The organism is Mycolicibacter hiberniae (genome assembly GCF_010729485.1).
Classification (GTDB): domain Bacteria; phylum Actinomycetota; class Actinomycetes; order Mycobacteriales; family Mycobacteriaceae; genus Mycobacterium; species Mycobacterium hiberniae.
This window is the reverse complement of the sequence record NZ_AP022609.1, coordinates 2,627,891-2,645,424: the sequence shown is the minus strand read 5'-3', so window position 1 is coordinate 2,645,424 and position 17,534 is coordinate 2,627,891. Positions and strand designations below refer to the sequence as shown.

The 17,534-nt window shown below is 67.6% G+C and carries 23 protein-coding genes and 1 pseudogene; 13 read left to right on the top strand and 11 right to left on the bottom strand.

The features are described from left to right. The first annotated feature begins 26 nt into the window (after nt 1-26). The gene (locus tag G6N14_RS12475) at nt 27-716 is read left to right on the top strand and encodes a GAF and ANTAR domain-containing protein (protein ID WP_085134332.1); all 690 of its coding nucleotides are present in this window, start codon (nt 27-29) and stop codon (nt 714-716) included. A gap of 52 nt (nt 717-768) precedes the next feature. Here the strand turns inward: G6N14_RS12475 and G6N14_RS12470 are convergent, their stop codons facing one another. Next, entirely contained in the window at nt 769-1,497 is a 729-nt protein-coding gene (locus G6N14_RS12470; RefSeq protein ID WP_085134331.1) for an STAS domain-containing protein, read from the bottom strand. 224 nt (nt 1,498-1,721) lie between these two features. Beyond that, on the bottom strand, nt 1,722-2,390 hold the full coding sequence (locus tag G6N14_RS12465; RefSeq protein ID WP_085134330.1) for a PAS and ANTAR domain-containing protein: 669 nt from the start codon (nt 2,388-2,390) through the stop codon (nt 1,722-1,724). Nucleotides 2,391-2,671: 281 nt separating this feature from the next. Here G6N14_RS12465 and G6N14_RS12460 point away from each other — a divergent pair, with 281 nt between their 5' ends. From G6N14_RS12460 to G6N14_RS12425, 8 genes and pseudogenes are all read left to right on the top strand, one after another. Beyond that, nucleotides 2,672-3,151: an MPT63 family protein gene (locus tag G6N14_RS12460; RefSeq protein WP_085134329.1), complete on the top strand. Its 480-nt coding sequence runs from the start codon at nt 2,672-2,674 to the stop codon at nt 3,149-3,151. A 55-nt stretch (nt 3,152-3,206) separates the two neighbouring features. Beyond that, nucleotides 3,207-4,178, top strand: a complete 972-nt coding sequence (locus G6N14_RS12455; protein ID WP_085134377.1) for an NAD-dependent epimerase/dehydratase family protein — start codon at nt 3,207-3,209, stop codon at nt 4,176-4,178. Nucleotides 4,179-4,266: 88 nt separating this feature from the next. Next, nucleotides 4,267-4,443, top strand: a pseudogene (locus G6N14_RS12450) (carbamoyltransferase N-terminal domain-containing protein); the annotation flags it as partial. Between the two features lie 88 nt (nt 4,444-4,531). Beyond that, nucleotides 4,532-5,458, top strand: a complete 927-nt coding sequence (locus tag G6N14_RS12445; protein ID WP_085134327.1) for a glycosyltransferase family 2 protein — start codon at nt 4,532-4,534, stop codon at nt 5,456-5,458. 560 nt (nt 5,459-6,018) lie between these two features. Then, complete coding sequence (locus G6N14_RS12440; protein ID WP_085134325.1) at nt 6,019-6,705, top strand: UdgX family uracil-DNA binding protein; 687 nt, start codon at nt 6,019-6,021, stop codon at nt 6,703-6,705. 46 nt (nt 6,706-6,751) lie between these two features. Further along, complete coding sequence (locus tag G6N14_RS12435; protein WP_085134324.1) at nt 6,752-8,572, top strand: thiamine pyrophosphate-requiring protein; 1,821 nt, start codon at nt 6,752-6,754, stop codon at nt 8,570-8,572. A gap of 6 nt (nt 8,573-8,578) precedes the next feature. Next, complete coding sequence (locus G6N14_RS12430) at nt 8,579-9,274, top strand: HemK2/MTQ2 family protein methyltransferase (protein WP_085134323.1); 696 nt, start codon at nt 8,579-8,581, stop codon at nt 9,272-9,274. Next, nucleotides 9,271-9,486 (top strand): CDGSH iron-sulfur domain-containing protein, encoded by a 216-nt coding sequence (locus G6N14_RS12425; protein WP_046321613.1) that lies wholly within the window; start codon nt 9,271-9,273, stop codon nt 9,484-9,486. The genes G6N14_RS12430 and G6N14_RS12425 overlap by 4 nt, the downstream gene beginning before the upstream one ends. Before the next feature lie 7 nt (nt 9,487-9,493). On the opposite strand, the gene G6N14_RS12420 is transcribed toward G6N14_RS12425, so the two are convergent. Together G6N14_RS12420 and G6N14_RS12415 are read right to left on the bottom strand one after the other, a co-directional pair. Beyond that, nucleotides 9,494-9,691, bottom strand: a complete 198-nt coding sequence (locus G6N14_RS12420) for an Rv3202a family protein (RefSeq protein WP_085134322.1) — start codon at nt 9,689-9,691, stop codon at nt 9,494-9,496. Beyond that, on the bottom strand, nt 9,691-10,116 hold the full coding sequence (locus tag G6N14_RS12415; RefSeq protein ID WP_085134376.1) for a MerR family transcriptional regulator: 426 nt from the start codon (nt 10,114-10,116) through the stop codon (nt 9,691-9,693). Before G6N14_RS12415 ends, G6N14_RS12420 begins: the two co-directional genes overlap by 1 nt. 134 nt (nt 10,117-10,250) lie before the next feature. Here G6N14_RS12415 and G6N14_RS12410 point away from each other — a divergent pair, with 134 nt between their 5' ends. Beyond that, entirely contained in the window at nt 10,251-10,670 is a 420-nt protein-coding gene (locus tag G6N14_RS12410) for an Hsp20/alpha crystallin family protein (protein ID WP_272937735.1), read from the top strand. Between the two features lie 607 nt (nt 10,671-11,277). Here G6N14_RS12410 and G6N14_RS12405 read toward each other — a convergent pair. From G6N14_RS12405 to G6N14_RS12400, 3 genes are all read right to left on the bottom strand, one after another. Continuing rightward, on the bottom strand, nt 11,278-12,222 hold the full coding sequence (locus tag G6N14_RS12405; protein WP_085134321.1) for an anti-sigma factor RsbA family regulatory protein: 945 nt from the start codon (nt 12,220-12,222) through the stop codon (nt 11,278-11,280). A 104-nt stretch (nt 12,223-12,326) separates the two neighbouring features. Next, complete coding sequence (locus G6N14_RS20545) at nt 12,327-12,482, bottom strand: DUF6131 family protein (RefSeq protein WP_165756870.1); 156 nt, start codon at nt 12,480-12,482, stop codon at nt 12,327-12,329. A 15-nt stretch (nt 12,483-12,497) separates the two neighbouring features. After that, nucleotides 12,498-12,731 (bottom strand): hypothetical protein, encoded by a 234-nt coding sequence (locus G6N14_RS12400; RefSeq protein ID WP_082109805.1) that lies wholly within the window; start codon nt 12,729-12,731, stop codon nt 12,498-12,500. 172 nt (nt 12,732-12,903) lie between these two features. On the opposite strand from G6N14_RS12400, the gene G6N14_RS12395 reads away from it, so the two are divergent. Continuing rightward, nucleotides 12,904-13,317: a ChaB family protein gene (locus tag G6N14_RS12395; RefSeq protein ID WP_085134320.1), complete on the top strand. Its 414-nt coding sequence runs from the start codon at nt 12,904-12,906 to the stop codon at nt 13,315-13,317. Between the two features lie 37 nt (nt 13,318-13,354). On the opposite strand, the gene G6N14_RS12390 is transcribed toward G6N14_RS12395, so the two are convergent. The 3 genes from G6N14_RS12390 to G6N14_RS12380 all read right to left on the bottom strand — a co-directional run bounded on the left by G6N14_RS12390 (nt 13,355) and on the right by G6N14_RS12380 (nt 15,802). Continuing rightward, nucleotides 13,355-14,086: an HAD family hydrolase gene (locus tag G6N14_RS12390; RefSeq protein ID WP_085134319.1), complete on the bottom strand. Its 732-nt coding sequence runs from the start codon at nt 14,084-14,086 to the stop codon at nt 13,355-13,357. Between the two features lie 100 nt (nt 14,087-14,186). Then, on the bottom strand, nt 14,187-14,621 hold the full coding sequence (locus G6N14_RS12385; RefSeq protein ID WP_234808799.1) for an STAS domain-containing protein: 435 nt from the start codon (nt 14,619-14,621) through the stop codon (nt 14,187-14,189). Between the two features lie 176 nt (nt 14,622-14,797). Beyond that, a complete protein-coding gene (locus tag G6N14_RS12380; RefSeq protein WP_085134374.1) occupies nt 14,798-15,802 on the bottom strand; it encodes an iron-containing redox enzyme family protein in 1,005 nt (334 codons plus the stop codon). A gap of 78 nt (nt 15,803-15,880) precedes the next feature. Between G6N14_RS12380 and G6N14_RS12375 the strand changes: the two genes are divergently transcribed. Both G6N14_RS12375 and G6N14_RS12370 read left to right on the top strand, forming a co-directional pair. Further along, a complete protein-coding gene (locus G6N14_RS12375; RefSeq protein ID WP_085134317.1) occupies nt 15,881-16,867 on the top strand; it encodes a TIGR03557 family F420-dependent LLM class oxidoreductase in 987 nt (328 codons plus the stop codon). A gap of 47 nt (nt 16,868-16,914) precedes the next feature. Then, complete coding sequence (locus G6N14_RS12370) at nt 16,915-17,193, top strand: hypothetical protein (protein WP_133054891.1); 279 nt, start codon at nt 16,915-16,917, stop codon at nt 17,191-17,193. Here the strand turns inward: G6N14_RS12370 and G6N14_RS20890 are convergent. Further along, entirely contained in the window at nt 17,104-17,502 is a 399-nt protein-coding gene (locus G6N14_RS20890) for a hypothetical protein (RefSeq protein WP_085134316.1), read from the bottom strand. The two genes, G6N14_RS12370 and G6N14_RS20890, sit on opposite strands and share 90 nt — an antisense overlap. Nucleotides 17,503-17,534 lie beyond the last annotated feature (32 nt).

The following is a 17,534-nucleotide window of genomic DNA, read 5'->3' as shown; positions in this document are numbered from 1 at the left end:
TATGCATCTGAAGGGCGGAGCGAAGGATGGCGGTGACGAGCCGCAACGACATGATGCGCGAGGTGGCGGACCTGGTTCAGAACTTGAATCAGCGATCGGGCGTCGCGTCTGCGGGTGCGTTGGATGAGTTGGTGGCGAACCTCTTGACGCACATGCCCTGTGCCCAGCACGCCGGCGTAACGCTCACCACCGCGCGCCGCGAGATCCAGACCCCGTGGGCCACCGACCGATACCCGGCTCTGTTGGACGATGCCCAGCGCCGTCTCGGGGAAGGTCCGTGTCTGGCAGCGGCCTGGGAGCACCACGTGGTCCGGGTGGACGACATCGCGTGCGAGCAGCGCTGGCCGTCCTTCTGTCGAGAGGTGTTGGCCACCACGCCCATCCGGTCCATCCTGGCGTTCGAACTGTTCACCGGCCAGGACACCACCGGTGCGCTGAACTTCTACTCCGAGTCCGCTCACGCGTTCGACGACGACTCGGTGGAGGTGGGCTTGACGCTGGCCACCCACGCCGCGCTGGCCTGGCACATGGTTCGTCGTGACGAACAGTTCCGCAGCGCGTTGGCCTCTCGCGACGTCATCGGCCAGGCCAAGGGCATGCTCATGGAACGGTTCGGCATCGACGCCCTGCAGGCCTTCGAGTTGCTCAAGCGGCTGTCGCAGACGTCGAACACTCCGCTGGCGGGGGTGGCACAGCAAGTGGTGAACCACCGCTGATGCCAGGGACAGCGGCCGGGCGCGGTGAGTCGGCGCGGCCCGTCGGCGACGGTCAAAGCCGGTTCTCCGGGCCGAGCACAGCCCACACCGTTTTGCCGTTCGGGGCGGGGTTGCTGCCCCATGCGCGACACAGGGCGCCGACAACTGCCAGACCGGAAGCCCGATCGGCTCCCCCAGTGGCGAGTTCGTGGCGAATCGCGGGGACGGCACTGTTGTCGTGAACGGCAATGGTGATCGTGGCGCTGGTGCTTTCCAGCGCTACCACCACGGGGCTGTTGGTGTGCCGCAGCACGTTTTCCACCAGTACGTCGACGATCACCTTGGCTGCCGGTATCAGCAGTTCCTGCGACCACCTGGTCAGCCATTCGGCTACGAAGTCCCGGGAACCGCGCAGGCTGCTGACGCGATGCGGCAACACCGCATGGACGCGTCGGCGCGGAAGCGGTCCCCCCGTCAGTGAGCCCACCGCGGACTCGACGTCGGCGTGCACCGAGAGGTAGCGCGTCACTCCGGCGTTCGCGATCGCGGCGGCTACGTCTGGTCGCGGACAGACCAGCAGGATCGGTATAGCCGGCCAGGTGCTGACATGCCAACGTGCACTCGTGAATACCGACCAAGCCGACGACGCCGGGACATCGAGCCCACTGACGTCGACCACCACGGCGGGCGGCTCCGCGAGCGCCGCCCTGATCACACAGTCGCGCAGTTCGAGGTAGGTGCTGCTGTCCAACGTGCCAGCAGCGGTCAGCAGGCAGGACCCGGCGGCGGTCGCCACCGTCACCGTCAGCTGACTCGGCGCGCTAGTCAGGGTCGTCCTCCTGCGGGCAGGCCGTGCCGGCCCGCGACCTCGCCCCAACCTCGCCGGCTGACGCCCCCCCGCCGACGACGCGCAGGGGGCGGGATTTGCTTGCCATCACACTCACCACATTGGGGTGGCTACCCACTCCGGCCGCGCCGCCAACCTTCACCGTGCGGCGATGTCCAGCGTATTCTTCGGGCGCTGTGTCAGGTTACGGTCAAAAGGGTGTGGTCCAGATCGGACAGGACGTCGCCCGGCAACCTGCCGGTGAACGCCGCCAGGAAGCGGGTCGCCAGGTCCCGGACCTTGACGTTGGTCTCCTGGGAACGCCACACCAGAATGTCGAACGCCCGCTCGGCGGAGATGCCGTAGGCGACCATCAGCACACCCTTGGCCTGTTCGATCACCGCTCGTGACTGCGCGACCTCGGAGACCGCGGCGCTGACATCGGCCTGCAGCACCTCGGTGACATCCACGTAGAAGCCCGCCGTGCCGGTCACCACGCCGGCCTCGTCGAGCATGCGGTCGCCGACCACGATCACCCAGTGTTCCTGGCCGCCGGTATCGATGATCCGGTGCCGGCTGCTGAACGGCTCGCCCTGCAGCACCCGCTCCAACACCTCGGCAACCTGAGGTCGGTCCTCCGGATGCTTGTGTTGCAGCAGCAACTCCGTGTTCGGCACGATCGTTCCGGGCTCGTAGCCATGCATGCGCGCCACCGCATCCGACCATTCCCAGCGCTGCTCGCCCAGCCAGTACCGAAACCGGCCGACCCGCTGCGGCTCGCCATGGCCGACTATCAGGTCCAAGTCGCTGTGGACCTCGGGGTCGCCGCCCCGTGGTGTCGCGAACGAAGCATCGACATCGCCGATCACCGCATATCCGCCTTCTCCTACCTCAACGACATGAGTTGATTTCCCCACCGCCGGCGGGCGAGCCGCGGTCTGGAACAGCAGGCGTGAACACCCGGACAGTCCCGACCGGCGCTGCCTACTGAACGCCCGAGCCTCGTAACTATCCATAAGTGCGCCATGCCGTGCAACCACCTTATCCGTGTTTCCCCGCACGTCGTGCTGGGTAAGCGCTGTGACGAGGTGCGGAGAGGTTCCCGCAAGGGGGGCCTGCCGTTAAGTATCCGTTCCATGGGAGGGGTCAGGTGAAGCTTTCCAAAACTGCGGTCAAAAGGGCTGCCGGTGCGGCGGGAATCGCCCTGCTGGGCGTCTTCGCCGCTTCCACCGCTATGGCCGAGCCGGCGACTCAACCGTTCGGGACACCCGAACAGCTCGACGGTGGGGCGATGGCGACGACCTACACGGTCAGCGATCTGGGCCCGGCCGACGTCGTGATCCCCGGCTACCAACCCCGCGGCAAGCTCTACCAAGCCGACGTGACCGCCCACGCCGACCGTGGAACGGTGACCCCGGTGGTGGCCGACTTCAGCGCCCGCGCCGGTGACAGCCAGGCCTATCAGGTGATCAACACGGTGCCCACACCGGGCGGTATCAACCCCGGGCCCATCACCCAGGGCAGCGCGGCCAACGGCAAGATCTACTTCGACGTCACCGGCCCGCCGCCGGACGAAGTGGTCTACAACGACGGCGCCCAGGACGTGTTGATCTGGACGAGCCAGACCTGACACCGAGCGGCGATGGGCCCGGTCGGCGGATCGGGTCCATGGGGACGTGGCCGCGGTGCACGCGCTCGACCGGGTTCTGATCGCCGGCGGCGCCGGATTCCTCGGGAGTCGGTTGTGCGCCGCACTGCTGGCCCGGGGCGCGCAGCGGGTGTGGTGTGTCGACGATTTATCCACCAGTTCGGCGGCCAATTTCGCCGCAGTGAGCCGCCTTGGCGGACTGGAGTTCGTCGAGCACGACATCACTCTGGGTTTTGACGATCCCACCCGGTTCGGGCCACTTGATGCGGTGTTCCATCTGGCCTCGCCGGCCTCGCCGGCGGACTATCTGCGGCTGCCGATAGCGACCCTGCGCGCCGGCGCTGCGGGCACCTTGGCCGCGCTGCGTCTCGCCGAGGCATGCCGAGCGCGGTTCGTGCTGGCGTCCACCAGTGAGGTCTACGGCGACCCGACCGTGCACCCCCAGACTGAAAGTAATTGGGGCAACGTCAATCCGATCGGCCCACGCAGCGTCTACGGCGAGGCCAAGCGGTATGCCGAGGCGCTGTCGTTCGCCTACCACCGATCCCGCGAGGCCGACATCGGGGTGGCCCGAATCTTCGACAGTTACGGGCCCGGAATGCGGCCGGACGACGGCCGGATGGTGCCGACGTTCTGCAGACAGGCCCTGCGTGGCGAACCGATCACTGTCGCCGGCACCGGTCTGCAGACCCGCTCACTGTGCTTCGTCGACGACACCCTCGCCGGGCTGATCGCCCTGGCCGAGCGCGACGTCACCGGCCCGGTCAACATCGGCAGCCCGGACGAGCTCACCGTGCTGCACGTCGCCGAATTGATCCGCGAGGTGTCGGCAAGCGTGTCGCCGATCCGTCATGTGCCCGCAGCACCGGACGACCCGCGCCGACGCTGCCCGGATATCCGCCGGGCCCTCGAAGCTCTGCAATGGCATCCAGTCGTCGGAGCTGCCGAGGGCCTCGAGCGGACCGTTTCCTGGTGCCGAAGCCAGATCGGCTTCACCGCAAGGCATTAGTCAACCGGTTCGCCAACCGTTTAGCTGCGCTTCGGGTGGGTAGTCCACTTCGGTATCGAAGCGGTTCGCGTAGTCCGGGGGAGTGCGGGTGCAAGTTCTGGGCGTCAACGCCTTCTTCCACGACCCAGCCGCGGCGGTGGTCGCCGACGGCCGGATCGTCGCGACGGGCGAGGATGAGCGGTTCAGCCGGCGCAAGCACGGCAAGCAGCCGGTGGCCTTCTCGACCTGGGAGATGCCTGTGCCCGCCGCCCGCTGGTGTCTGGAGTTCCGGTGGTGGTCAACACCAGCGTCAATGCCGCCGGCCGTTCGATGGTCTCGGCGCTGGGGCCCTTTGTGATTCGGCGGCATGCTTGATGACGCCGAGCTACGCACTGGTGATACCGACGATAGGACGCCCATCGCTGAATCGGCTGCTGGCGGCGCTGGGCGAGGGGGCCCGGCTGCCGGCCGGCGAGGTGATCATCGTCGATGACCGGCCGGGCAGGCCGGCGCCGCTGTGGCCCACAACGGGTTTCCTTGCGATCACCGGACTGCGATCCGGGGGACGCGGACCGGCCGCCGCGCGCAACGTCGGCTGGCAGGCCGCTCGCGCGGACTGGATCTGCTTTCTCGATGACGACGTGGTGCCCGGACGCAACTGGTGCGAGCGCCTGGAGACCGATCTGTGTGATGCCGGCCCGGACGTGGTCGGCTCGCAGGCGAGGATCGTGGTGCCCAGGCCGGCTTACCGCTGCCCCTTCGATCATGAACGGCGCACCCTGCGACTGGCCGATGCCCGCTGGATCACCGCGGACATGGCCTATCGGCGCGAGGCGCTGGTGGCCTGCGGCGGTTTCGACGAACGTTTCCCGCGCGCATATCGCGAAGACGCCGATATTGCACTGTGCCTGACGAAGGCGGGTGGCCGGATCACGGTCGGGACACGCGAAACTGCGCGCCCGATAGCCGGCCGAGGGTCCGACACCAGCCGCGTCTTGAGCAGTGTGGGGGTCCAGCGGGGCAACCGCGACGACGAGCTGATGCGCCGCGAGCACGGCCACGGGTGGCGGGCCGCCATCGGCGAGGGCCGCGGACGGCTCCCGCTGCACCTGATCGCCTGCGCTGCGGCGATGGGCGGAATTCTGGGGCTGCTGGGCCGCCGGCGCGGGCTGCTGCGCCCCAGGTGGCCGGCCTGGCTCGGGATTACCGTCGACTTTGCGTTGCGTCGTATCGCCGCCGGGCCCAGGAGTCGTCGTGAGGCGATCGCCACGGTGATCTCCAGCATGCACATTCTCCGGTAGCGGGGGCCCAGCGCACTGGCGTGCCCCTGCGCTTTCGCGATGCCCGGCCGAACCGCCGCCGGCGGTGCCGCTGGGCGTGCCCGCATGACCTGCGTGGCTAACGGCACACCGGGTGGCTACGGACGGCGTTTTACGACCCGGTTCCGCCACCGATGTTTATGCCCCGACCATCGGGGTAAACGCCCTGCAGAACGTGCCACCGACGGCACGACGGAATTACCAGGGGGGCACCATGGGTGCGCTGAGACTATCGGGCAAGACGCTGGCCTCATCGGTGGCGATCGCAGGTCTGGCGACCGCCGCAGTCGTGATCGTGGCCGGGCCGGGTTCGGCCGGGCCCGCGAGTGCGGACCCCGAGTCCGTGGACACCTCAGAGACCGTGAGCACTCCGTCCACGACGGGCGCCGCTACCACAACGATTTCGGAATCGACCTCCGTCAGCGCTCCGGCGACTGGGAACTGAACCGCATCGCCGTGCTCGACCACGTGCGGCCGCGGTGCCGCAGCGACGCACGGCGCTCGCGGACAGTCCAGTGCGCTCTCGAACCGGTGGCATAGCGATGGCAGAGACGAAAGTTCCGGGTGCGCAACGCTACCTGCCGGAGCGGCGAACACTGGCAGCATTGCGCGAGGCAGCCGGTCAATGCCGCGGCTGCACCCTGTACCGCGATGCGACCCAGACCGTGTTCGGCGAGGGCCGCCGAGGCGCACCGTTGATGCTGGTCGGTGAACAACCCGGCGACCACGAGGATCTCGAGGGGCACCCGTTCGTGGGTCCCGCCGGGCGCTTGCTGGACCGAGCCGTCCGGGAGGCCGGCATCGACCCGGAACTGACCTATGTCACCAATGCCGTCAAACATTTCAGATTCACCAGCCGTACGGGAACCACCCGCCGGATTCACCAGACGCCCAGCCGCACCGAGGTGGTGGCGTGCCGCCCGTGGCTGATCGCCGAGATCGACTCGGTGCGGCCTTACGTGGTGGTCTGTTTGGGCGCCACCGCCGCACAGTCGTTGCTGGGACCGTCATTTCGCATCTCCCACGGTCGCGGAGAGCTGCGGTGCCTGCCGGGCCTGGCGGGATCCGGCGGCAGGCCGCAGGTGCTGGCCACCGTTCATCCCTCGGCAGTGCTGCGCGACCGCAGCGAACAGCGTGCCGAGGCTTACCGAGCCTTCGTCGACGACCTACGGGTGGCTCGCAAAGCCGTGAGCGAAACCGGTGCGCCGGTGGCGCAACCCACCGTTTGACAACGCCGGTGGCGGGTAACCGAGTGCCAGTCGAAGGGAGCAATTGATGCCGAATACTGCGGACTTCATCCTCGAGCGGCTTCGTCAGTGGGGGGTCCACCGAATCTTCGGCTACCCCGGCGACGGCATTCTGTCGATGGTGGGTGCGCTGGACCGCGCCGGCGGCGATCCCGAGTTCATCCAGCCGCGCCATGAGGAGATGGCCGCGTTCATGGCGACCGGCCACGCCAAGTTCACCGGAGAACTCGGCTGCTGCCTTGCCACGTCCGGCGGCGGTGCCATCCATCTGCTCAACGGCCTCTACGACGCCAAGCTGGACCACCAGCCGGTGGTTGCGATCGTCGGTCAGCAGCGGCGGTTGTCGCTGGGTACGGCGTTCCAGCAGGAGATCGACGCAAACTCGCTGTATAAGGATGTCGCTTCGGATTTCGTCCAAACGTGCATGGCACCCGTGCAAGCCCGCCATCTGGTGGACCGAGCCTGCAAGGTGGCGCTGACCAATCGGACGGTGGCCACCATCATCCTGCCGGAGGACGTCGCCGAGGAAGAGGCGGTGACCTCGCCGCCGCGGCAGCACGGTGCCGTCTTCAGCAGTGTCGGATGGACCAAGCCGCGGATGATCCCGCCGCCGAGCGAACTGCGCAGAGCCGCCGAGATCCTCAACGAGGGCGAGAAGGTTGCGATCCTGGTTGGAGCAGGCGCCGCCGATGCCGCCGACGAAGTGGCTGAGGCCGCCGATCTGCTCGGCGCCGGGGTGGCCAAAACGGCGCTGGGCCGCGCTGCGTTACCCGATGAGTTGCCCTATGTGACCGGTCCGATCGGCCTGCTGGGCTCCACGGCCAGTGACGCGATGATGTCGGGCGCCGACACCCTGTTCATGATCGGGACCAGCTTTCCCTATTCCGAATGGCTGCCCGAGGAGGGGCAGGCCCGGGGGGTGGAGATCAACCACGACGGGAAGATGATCGGGGTGCGCTATCCCGTCCAGGCGAACCTGGTCGGCGACTCGAAAGACACGCTCGCCGAGCTGATTCCACTGCTGCGTCGCAAGAAGGACCGGTCGTGGCGGAACAAGATCGAACGCGAGGTGCAGACCTGGTGGCGGGTGCTGGACGACCGCGCTCACGACAAGGCCAGCCCGCTGCACCCCGAGCTGGTGGTTCATGAGCTGTCCAAGCGGCTGCCCGACAACGCCGTGGTCACCACCGATGCCGGTTCGGTCACCAACTGGTGGGCGCGGCACCTGCGGCTACGGCGCGGCATGGCGGCCTCGCTGTCCGGCAACCTGGCGACAATGGGCCCCGGAACCCCGTATGCGATCAGCGCCAAACTGGCCCACCCGCATCGGCCGGTGATCGCCATCGTCGGCGATGGCGCGTTCCAGATGAACGGCATGGCGGAGATGATCACCGTGAAGCGCTATCGCGACCGGTTGTCCGGGGGACCGCTGATCTTCTGCGTGTTCAACAACAAAGACCTCAACCAGGTGACCTGGGAGCAGCGCGCGATGGGCGGTGATCGGAAATTCGAAGACTCGCAAACGCTTCCAGACGTACCCTATGCCGAGTTCGCGCAGCTGCTGGGTTTGACCGGCATCCGCTGCGACAGCCCCGAGACCATAGGCGCCGCGTGGGATCAGGCATTGGCCGCGCCCGGCCCGGTGGTGCTGGAAGTGGTTGTGGATCCTGACGTCCCGCCAATGCCGCCGCGCATTGAGAAGACGATGGCCAAGAACACCGCCAAAGCGATGCTCAAGGACCCGGACAGGGCAAGCGTCGTCGCCCAGGGCGCACGACAGAAGATGCATGAGTTCACCGAGTCCGCCCGGCAGTCGGTGCGCGACATCCGCAGCAAGAACGGCGGTTAGCCGCCGATGACAACCTTCTACCGGCCCAGCGCACTGCGCCGTAGTCCGCTGAACCTGGACGGCGTCTATGCGCCGCAGGACGATTCGCACCTTCTGATCGACACTATGAATGACACCGGCCTGGCGGGCGGCGCCCGTGTGCTGGATCTGTGCACGGGTAGTGGGGTGGCGGCCATCGCGGCGGCCGAGTCGGGCGCGGCAAGCGTCACCGCCTACGACATCTGCCCGCGCGCGGTGCGGTGCGCACGCGACAACGCACGTGCGGCCGGTGTGGACGTGACGATCCGGCAGGGGACCTGGAGTCAGGCACTGCGGTGCGCGCCCTTCGATCTGGTGGTTGCCAATCCGCCTTACGTTCCCTCGCCGGCCGACGGCGGTCCCATCCCGTCGGCGGGCGGACCAGAATGGTCCTGGAACGGCGGCGTCGACGGACGGATCGTGCTGGATCCGCTGTGCCGCTCCGCGGTATCGCTGTTGGGTGGGGGCGGGACCCTGCTGCTGGTGCAGTCCGCTCTTGCCGGGGTGGCGCACTCGTTGCGGAGTCTGCGCCGATCGGGCCTTGCCGCGCAGGTCGTGGCGGTGCGCGACATCCCGTTCGGCCCGGTGCTCTCGGCGCACGCCGATTGGCTGGAGCAGACCGGTCGAGTGCCGCGCGGCTGCCGCGTGGAACAGCTGGTCGTCATCCGGGCGGATAAGCCGTGAGCACCGTGGTGCGGCCAGTCCGCAACGGCCCGGTGCTGGTTGCCGGGCCCGTACGCATCGAGACGCCCGAAGGTGTCGTCGAATCGGATCGGTTCATGGTGGCCATCTGCACCTGCGGGCGCAGCCGCAACTATCCGCTGTGCGACACCAGCCATCGGCGGTGCAAGGGGGCGCGCGGCGGGGCCGGCGGCGACAGGGCCGACACGCAGTAGCCCCCGTCTAGGACTCGGCCTCGTAGTCGTCGTCGGGCAGCGGAACGCTGATGGCCTGTTCGATCACGTCGGCAGGATTGGCGTCGACCTCGGCGAGGTTTTCCAGCCGGGCCGGGTCCAGCCCCTCGTCGTCGGCGTCGGCGGGGACGCGCTGTTCGGCGAGATCCGCCTCCGATGCGTAGGTCGGCTCCTGAGGGTTGCTCATCATGACCCCTTTCGTTTCCCGGCTCGCAGCGCGGCCTGCGCCGACCGGTCGCCGCGCTGGACTGCCGCGAGCACGGCGTAGTCCGACTTCAGCGCAGTGTTGTCGGATCTCAACCGAGTGTTGTCGGACTGCAGTCTATTGTTGTCCGACTCCAGCCGGACGTTGTCGGCCTCCAGCCGGGCGTTTCGGGCTTCCAGGCCGAGGATCTGCCCGATGCCCGCCGTGTTGATCCCGATGGCGACCAGCTCGGTGATGCGGCGCAACCGAGCGAGATCGTCATCGCTGTAACGACGGGTCCCGCCCGCGGTGCGGGCCGGTGTGAGCAGCCCTCGGCTCTCATAGAGCCGCAGGGTCTGCGGGCCGATACCGGACAACTCAGCAGCCACCGAGATGCCGTATACCCCCAGCCCGGACCGGGCATTCATCGCATCACTCACCGGGTAGCGCTTCCACTCGCCGAAAACTCCGTCGATACCTCTTGCGGCAATCTAGCACTGGTGCTATATAAAAATCTATGTCGGCGGAAATAGATGTTCTGCCGTAGGACTAGGAGGTGGAGATGATGTTGATGCGTACGGACCCGTTGCGTGATCTCGACCGGTGGACCCAGCAGGTGTTGGGCACCGCGGCCAGGCCGGCGGTCATGCCCATGGACGCCTGGCGCGAAGGTGACCAGTTCATCGTCGAATTCGACCTGCCCGGCGTCGCGGAAGATTCCTTGGATCTCGATGTCGAACGCAATGTGCTGACGGTGCACGCCGAACGCCCCCTGGACCAGAACCGCGAAATGGTGTCCGCGGAGCGGCCGCGCGGTGTGTTCAGCCGGCAACTGTTCCTCGGCGACAACCTTGACGCCGAACACATCCAGGCCAGTTACCACGACGGCGTGCTACGGCTGACCATCCCGGTCGCGGAGAAGGCGAAGCCGCGCCGCATCAAGATCGCCAGCGGGCACGGCGAACGGATCATCAACGCCTGATTGCGAGGGGCCGGGCGGCGGCCTGCTACCCGGTGAAGGAGGTGAGCACCACGACCGCCGACACCCTGTCCGTGGAGGTCCTCGACGAAGCGGAGGACATTGTGCGCGCCGAATGGTTGCGCCTGTTCGCCGCGATACCGCAGACCTGCACCGCGGCACGCACCGAAATGCCCGTCGCCCGGCCTCGTCTTCGCACGCTCGCCGGCGTCAGTCCGGCGCGGCGTGGTTGGCCCGAACTCGTACCGCCCCGGTGCGGGTGGGAACCGCGGCAGCGCAGCGGGACCGTGTGGGCGACACAGCGATCGCCTCCGAGACCGCGGTGACTGCCAGGCCGCGAAGAAGGAGGTGATGCTCCAGCGATAACACCATGGCAGCGGTGGTACGCGGGCACCTCACGGTGCGGCGGTGCAGGCCCGGGTGCTCGACACAGCACCGGTCTGGAGGTCAGCCGCCACCGGCGTGTGCCATTGCCGCCCGCTATGTCACCGCGCGCGTCGGCGGGGTACCTGCTGTCTGCCTGCTCTCCTGGGCAGCGGGTACCCCGCCGGTGCTCTGCGCGCCACGTGCGCGAATGACGCCCCGGCCGGGCCGAGGCGCAGCACGCCGGTCAGCTCATCCGAAGGTGCGCCTGCACGGTGGTTCCCGTAGCAGCCGTGTGGATGCGGACCAGGTCCGCGGTCGCGTTGACGACGAAGAGGCCGCATCCGTGCCCGTCTCCATCGATGAAGGGCCGCCGACCGGCCAATCGGTCCGTCAGGTGCCCCAGATCGCGTGCCTGGCAGACCAATTGGCCGCCGGTGTCCCAGAGCAGAAGTGTGCACGGGCCGCGCCCGTGCTGCAGGCTGTTGGATGCCAGCTCATTGACGATCAGTTGCAAGTCCGCGATATCGGTGGCGGAGAAGCCGAACCAGCGCGCGTACTTCGCGCAGAACTGCCGGGCACCGGCCAGATCGGTGAGCCGGTGCAGCGTGTAGCTCGCCGCCGTGGGGCTCGGCGGCAGCGGCTCGTTGTAGCGGTCCCACGCGGCGTCGGGTGCGAAGCCCGGACTGGCTCGCTCTGGTTGCCCGGCACGTCCGAGCCGGGGATGGGTGATCTCGGCGTCGGCGAGCATCTTCGAGTCCAGGCCCGCGTCGTAGGGGCACAGCACGGTGACATCCCGGCCGGCAAAGGCCTCGTTGACCAGAGCCTCATGCTGGACGCAGGCCGGGTACTCCGGTGCCGACCGACCCTGCCAGACCAGCTCGCAAACCATCCGTACCGCACCGGAGGGGTGCCTGTCGGCGAATGTGCCCAGCACCCCGCCCAGTACGTGCCCGGGGTTGCGCCCCACGGTGCCGATGTCGACCAGGCTCACAGCCGCGGCGGTGTCCGCCGGTAAGGCCTGGCGCAGTCGCGACAGGTTCGGCCCGGGCACCGCCACCAAGACGGGCTGCCCGTCCGCCACACCGTCGGCGACGAACGGCACCAGGTAGTCGAGATACTCCTGCGGTGACCGGTAGAACAGGGCGATGTGCCCCGCAGGGCCGCGCTGAAGATCGGCGGTGACCGTCATCGCACCCAGCCCCGTCTATCCGCGCGTGAACGAGCCGCAGCGCAGGCTCGAATCCATCAGCGCGAGGCGCGGTCCGGGGGCGTCCGGCGTGCCGTGAGTACCGATCAATACCAGTAGCGCCGGCCGGCTACCGGGCGCCCGACCGCGCCCAGAAGCCACAGTGCCGCGCCGACGATCAGCAGAATGATGCCGACCGTCCACAGGATGTTGATTTTGAAGATGAGCGCCAGAATAATCAGGATTACTCCGAGGGCAATCATCACTAATCCCTTCTCTCACACAATGAAACTGACCGCATCCAGCGAAGAGGGCTGCGGTAAACGGCAATCCGAGACCACAGGCTTCACGCCCGCATAGTTCAGCGGGCCGGCCAAGACGGTGACGGCGATGGTTCCGGCCGATGCGCAACTGGTCGGGCCCTCGTGGAAGTACCCGCGCTGCCATGCCGCGAAGGCGCCGATGAGCAACCAAAGCAGCACCACCGTCCCGGCCAATCCACCGAAGCGCATCCGTCCTCCATTCACCTGTAGGGCCAACATTCCCCTGGCAAAGCCATTTCAAACCTGATTCGCAGAAACCGGCCTCGGGCGCGAGGTTTGAGCATCCGCACGGATGTGGCAGAGGATTTCCGGCCGGACCCGGTGGGTATCCCGGAGGCGTCGGATCGCTATTGGAGGTCTTATGCCCAAGACGACGAAAAGCGGCACCGCCAAACGCGGCGAGTTGCCCACTACGCTGCAGCGTTCCAGCGCCAAGGCGCAACGCACCTTCGCCAAAGCCCATGATGCTGCGGCCAAGGAGTACGGGAGCGAGCAGCGCGCCCACCGGGTCGCCTACGCAGCGCTCAAGCACAGTTTCGAGAAGGTGGGCGACCATTGGGAGCCGAAGAAGAAGCGTGGCCCCTCGGACCAGCTCGCGGCCGGCGGCGGGCCGAACAACTCCGGACGGTCAGCGGAGGGCGTCGACGCCAACGCCAGCAAGAGGCACCTGCTCGACCTTGCCCGGCGGCTGGACATTCCCGGACGCTCGACGATGCGAAAGTCGGAGCTGGTCACGGCGATCAAGAAGCACAACCGCCGGGTCCGGGGAAAGTAGCCGACTCTCGGCGGCCGTCCCGCGGCACGGCCGTAATTCACTGCGGGCCGCGGCCGCTGGCGAACTCGCAGATCGGCGTCTGATCCAGGTGTGCCGACAGATCCTCGGCATTGTCGAAAACGGCAGCGGCCCCGGCGTTGTCCAGCTCAGAGCGGCATACGCCGCCGCTGAGCAGGCCGATGCTGACCACGCCCGCACGCGCGCATGCCTTCGCGTCCCAGACCGCGTCGCCCACAAAGACCGCACTTTCAGCCGTGGCGCCGACGCGATCCAGTGCGACGCCGATGATGCCCGGGTGCGGCTTGGCGACGTCGACATCGGCTGATGAGGTGACTGCCGCGATCAGCTCGTCGCAAGCCAGGACCTTGCGCAGGACCGCCAGCTCGTCCTCTGGGGCAGAAGTGGCCAGCACCACCGGAAGGCCCAAGGCGGCAACCGATTCCAGAAGTGCGCGAGCTCCCGGAAGTGGTGCGAGCAGTTCCGCGGACTCAAGGTAGTAGCGCGAGTGCAGGCCGTGGAGCCGTTGGCGAACATCCTCATCGGCATCGCCGGACAATGTGCGCACCAGCTCCGCGCCGTCCATGCCGATGGCGCGGTGGATGCGCCAGCATTCCACCTCGATGTGCAGCTCGGCGAACGAACGTTGCCAGGCATACACATGTAGGTAGTTGGAATCGACGAGGGTGCCGTCGATGTCGAACAGCACGGCCGGTTGCCCACCCACGTGTGTTGTCCTTCCCGTCGCCGATGTTCCTGGCTGGATACCCATCCAGTGGCTTTCCGACGCAGAGCACAGGGCGAAGGAAACGCGCAGCCGAGCGACCACTCGGTGGCGGCCGAGGGCTCCGCCGACGGTGGGGTGAGGACTGTTAGGGCACCAGGCGAAGCGGGCCCGACCGCTGAACGTCGGCCAGTGCTTCTGTCAGCGACGCCACCAGCGGAAGGCGCGACTGCGGGTCACAGATTCGCAGGAGGTTCGACAGTGCGGGGCTTGCGACGACCTTGAACTTGGTCTGCGCACTTTCGCACCGCGCGCTGATCGATTGCAGAGCCGAAAAGCCTGTCGTGCCAATAAATGTCAGCTCCGCCAAGTCGACAACCAGCCATTCGCAGCATTCGGCGCAACGTTGCGCGTAGTCGGCGAAAGGGCTGGCGTTCACCGCGTCGACCTCTCCGCTGACGGCGACAACGGCACCCGTGCGGCCCCAACGGACGGTGAACCGGGCGGTATGACTCCGCCAGACCTGGGTGGCTTCTGTTGCGGGCGCGGCGAATGCGTTCTGCGAAAAATCGATGGTGGTCATGCTCGGCTCCATCAGTCGACGAATCGTGCTGTTGGATCACGTCAACGTAATCAGACATGGTGACGCTTCACTGCGGCTGTGAGCTCAACCGGAGAATCCAGACGTTACCGACTTTCGCTTCGATCGGTAAAGGGATCGATCGACATTTCGGGAAACTCCCAGTTAAACCTTAACTTTCAGTTTGTCAGCAGCGATGAGCGTCCCGCTGACCAGGCTGATATCATGACATCGGCGAGCCGACTTTCCACAGCATCGTGAGCACGGATACCGAACACGACATCGGTCTCCAGCTGCGGAGAATGGTCTAACAGGTCGCCGATCACGTCTGCGCGGACCACCTGTTCGTGCACTGCGTCGGCCTCGACGTGCTCTGCATAGAACGCCACGCAGGCATCCGGTGCACCGAAGCGGCGCAACGCCGCCACCATTCGGCTCGAGCCGGGGGGCGACGTGATCTCGGTGGCGGCGAAGTGTCCGGCGGCCGCGCCCCGCCAGCGACGATGCAGCCCGAACAGCGACATCAGATTGACCACTGCCAGCGACTCGGCGGGAACCACGTCGAGGTAGGCGAGGTACCCGGCATCCAGGCCGGCGGCGGTGAGCAGATCGGCGAACAGTTGCTGGTGCACCCGCGCGCCCCGTCCGGCGCCGTACTCGTCGAACTCGACCGCGACGAACGAGGCCTTGGCCTGGCCCGTGAGCCGCGGGATCACCCAGGCGTGCGGATCACCTTCCTTGAGGTGATACAGCGAGCGGTGCACGAAGTATTCGCGAGCCTGGTCCCAGGTGCCGTGGTCGCGCAGGTACCAGGACGGCCCGGTACCGCGCAGCGGCTCCGTTGCGGCAGCATCCATCGTGGCGCTGGCGGACGCGGACGCGGGCACAGGGCCGACATCACTGCGCACCCGGTCGAGAAACGCCCGCTCGAGTTCGGCGCGCAGCGCCAACAACGTGGCGTCCCATTCCCAGCCGGGGTCCACGCCGGCGAAGCCCCGGTAGTGCAGCTCGTAGCAGACGTAGAGCGCCAGTTGCAGGTCTCGCGCATAGCCGTCGACGCCGGTGGGGGGCAGCGGCCCGGGTGACGTCCCGGGCGGCCGGCGCAGCAGCCGGCACACCGTCGCCGACAGGGGCCCGCAATCCGCGGGCAGGGTCGCTTCGGTCTGAATCGCTGCAGTGGGCACCTTCGCGGGTACCCCGCACACCCGCCTCACCAAACGGTGGTGCCGTTTCGCCGAATCGACCGTGGGTACCCCGCCCGCATGACACGCTTCGGCTACACCCTGATGACCGAGCAGAACGGCCCCGCCGAATTGGTGCGCTGCGCGGTTGCGGCCGAGGAACACGGCTTCGATTTCGCGGTGTGCAGCGATCACTTTTCGCCCTGGCTGGCATCGCAGGGGCATGCTCCCAACGCCTGGGCGTTGCTGGGTGCGGTCGCCCACGCCACCGCCCAGCTGGACCTGTACAGCTACGTGACCTGTCCCACCATGCGATATCACCCGGCGATCGTGGCCCAGCAGGCGGCCACCGTGCAGATCCTCGCCGAGGGCCGCTTCACCCTGGGCCTGGGCAGCGGCGAGAACCTCAACGAGCACATCGTGACCGGCCCCGGCTGGCCCAATCTTGCGCGGCGCCAAGCCATGCTCACTGAAGCGATCAAGATCATCCGCGAACTGCTCATGGGTGAGACGGTCAACCACGACGGCGATCACTTCCACGTCGACCAGGCGCGGTTGTGGGACCTCCCCGACATCCCGGTAGCGCTTGCCGTCGCGATGTCGGGCCCCAAGGGCGTCGAGAGGTTCGCCGCAGCCGCCGATCACCTGATCGCGGTGCAACCCGACCGCCAATTGGTGCACTCCTGGCACGCCGCGCGGCAGGGGACCGGGCTGCCCGGCGGACGCATCGTCGGGCAGTTGCCGGTGTGCTGGGATTCCGACCGCGACACGGCAGTGCAGCGCGCTCACGAGCAGTTTCGCTGGTTCGGCGGCGGTTGGCCGGTCAACGCGGAGCTGCCCACCCCGGCGGCGTTCGCGGCGGCCACTCGCTACGTGACGCCCGAGGACGTCGCGGCGGCGATCCCGTGCGGTCCGGATCTGGACGCGATCGTCGAGGCCGTGGGCGCCTATCGGGAAGCAGGATTCACCGACATCGCGTTGATCCAGATCGGTGGCGAATCCCAGGAGGCCTTCTTCGAAGAGGCTGCCGGACCGCTGTTGGCGGCGCTGCGCGACGCCGCGGCCTAGGGTCCGTCGGGGTTTCGGGGGACCGCGCCTCGGGTACAGACAGTCGCATGGACGACACCGAGGAAGGAATCGACCGACGGCGCACCACGCGACCGCGGACCGGGCTGGTGTTCAAGGACGGTCATGAGCTGCCGGCGCTGGCCGTGCTGCTGATGGCCACGGCTGCATTGGTGGGCGCGCTGTGTGCCGCCGCGCAGCAGAACGGTCAGTGGACCCTGGGTTTCGGGATCGTGGCTCTAGTCTTGGCGATCGTCGGCTCGATCTGGTTTTACATCGCTCGAAACCGGGCCACCCACCCCGCCGGCGCTCACCACCGTCATCCCTAAAGCGCCTGCGGCAAAACGGGACACCGACTGTGCCCCGGTCTGAGCGGCGTCTTTGTGGCCCGCCCGGTGGCGGGTGCTGATTTCCCCCGAGACCGGATCCAGCGTCACCTCGGCCAGCAGCTCGCCCGTCGTGGGCTCGCACACCGCCCACAGATAGCGCGTCTCGCCGGCCCACCCGAGGGCGGCCTTGGCCACGTAGTCCGGATCCGTCTCACCCAGGTCGGCAAGACTCGGGCGATCATCGACCCGGTCGTCGGCCCGTGGCATCCGCAGATACCACGGGCCGGCGTTGATCTCGACCGGCTCTATGCCCGACTCCTCGCTCTTGCGCTCAGCACGGC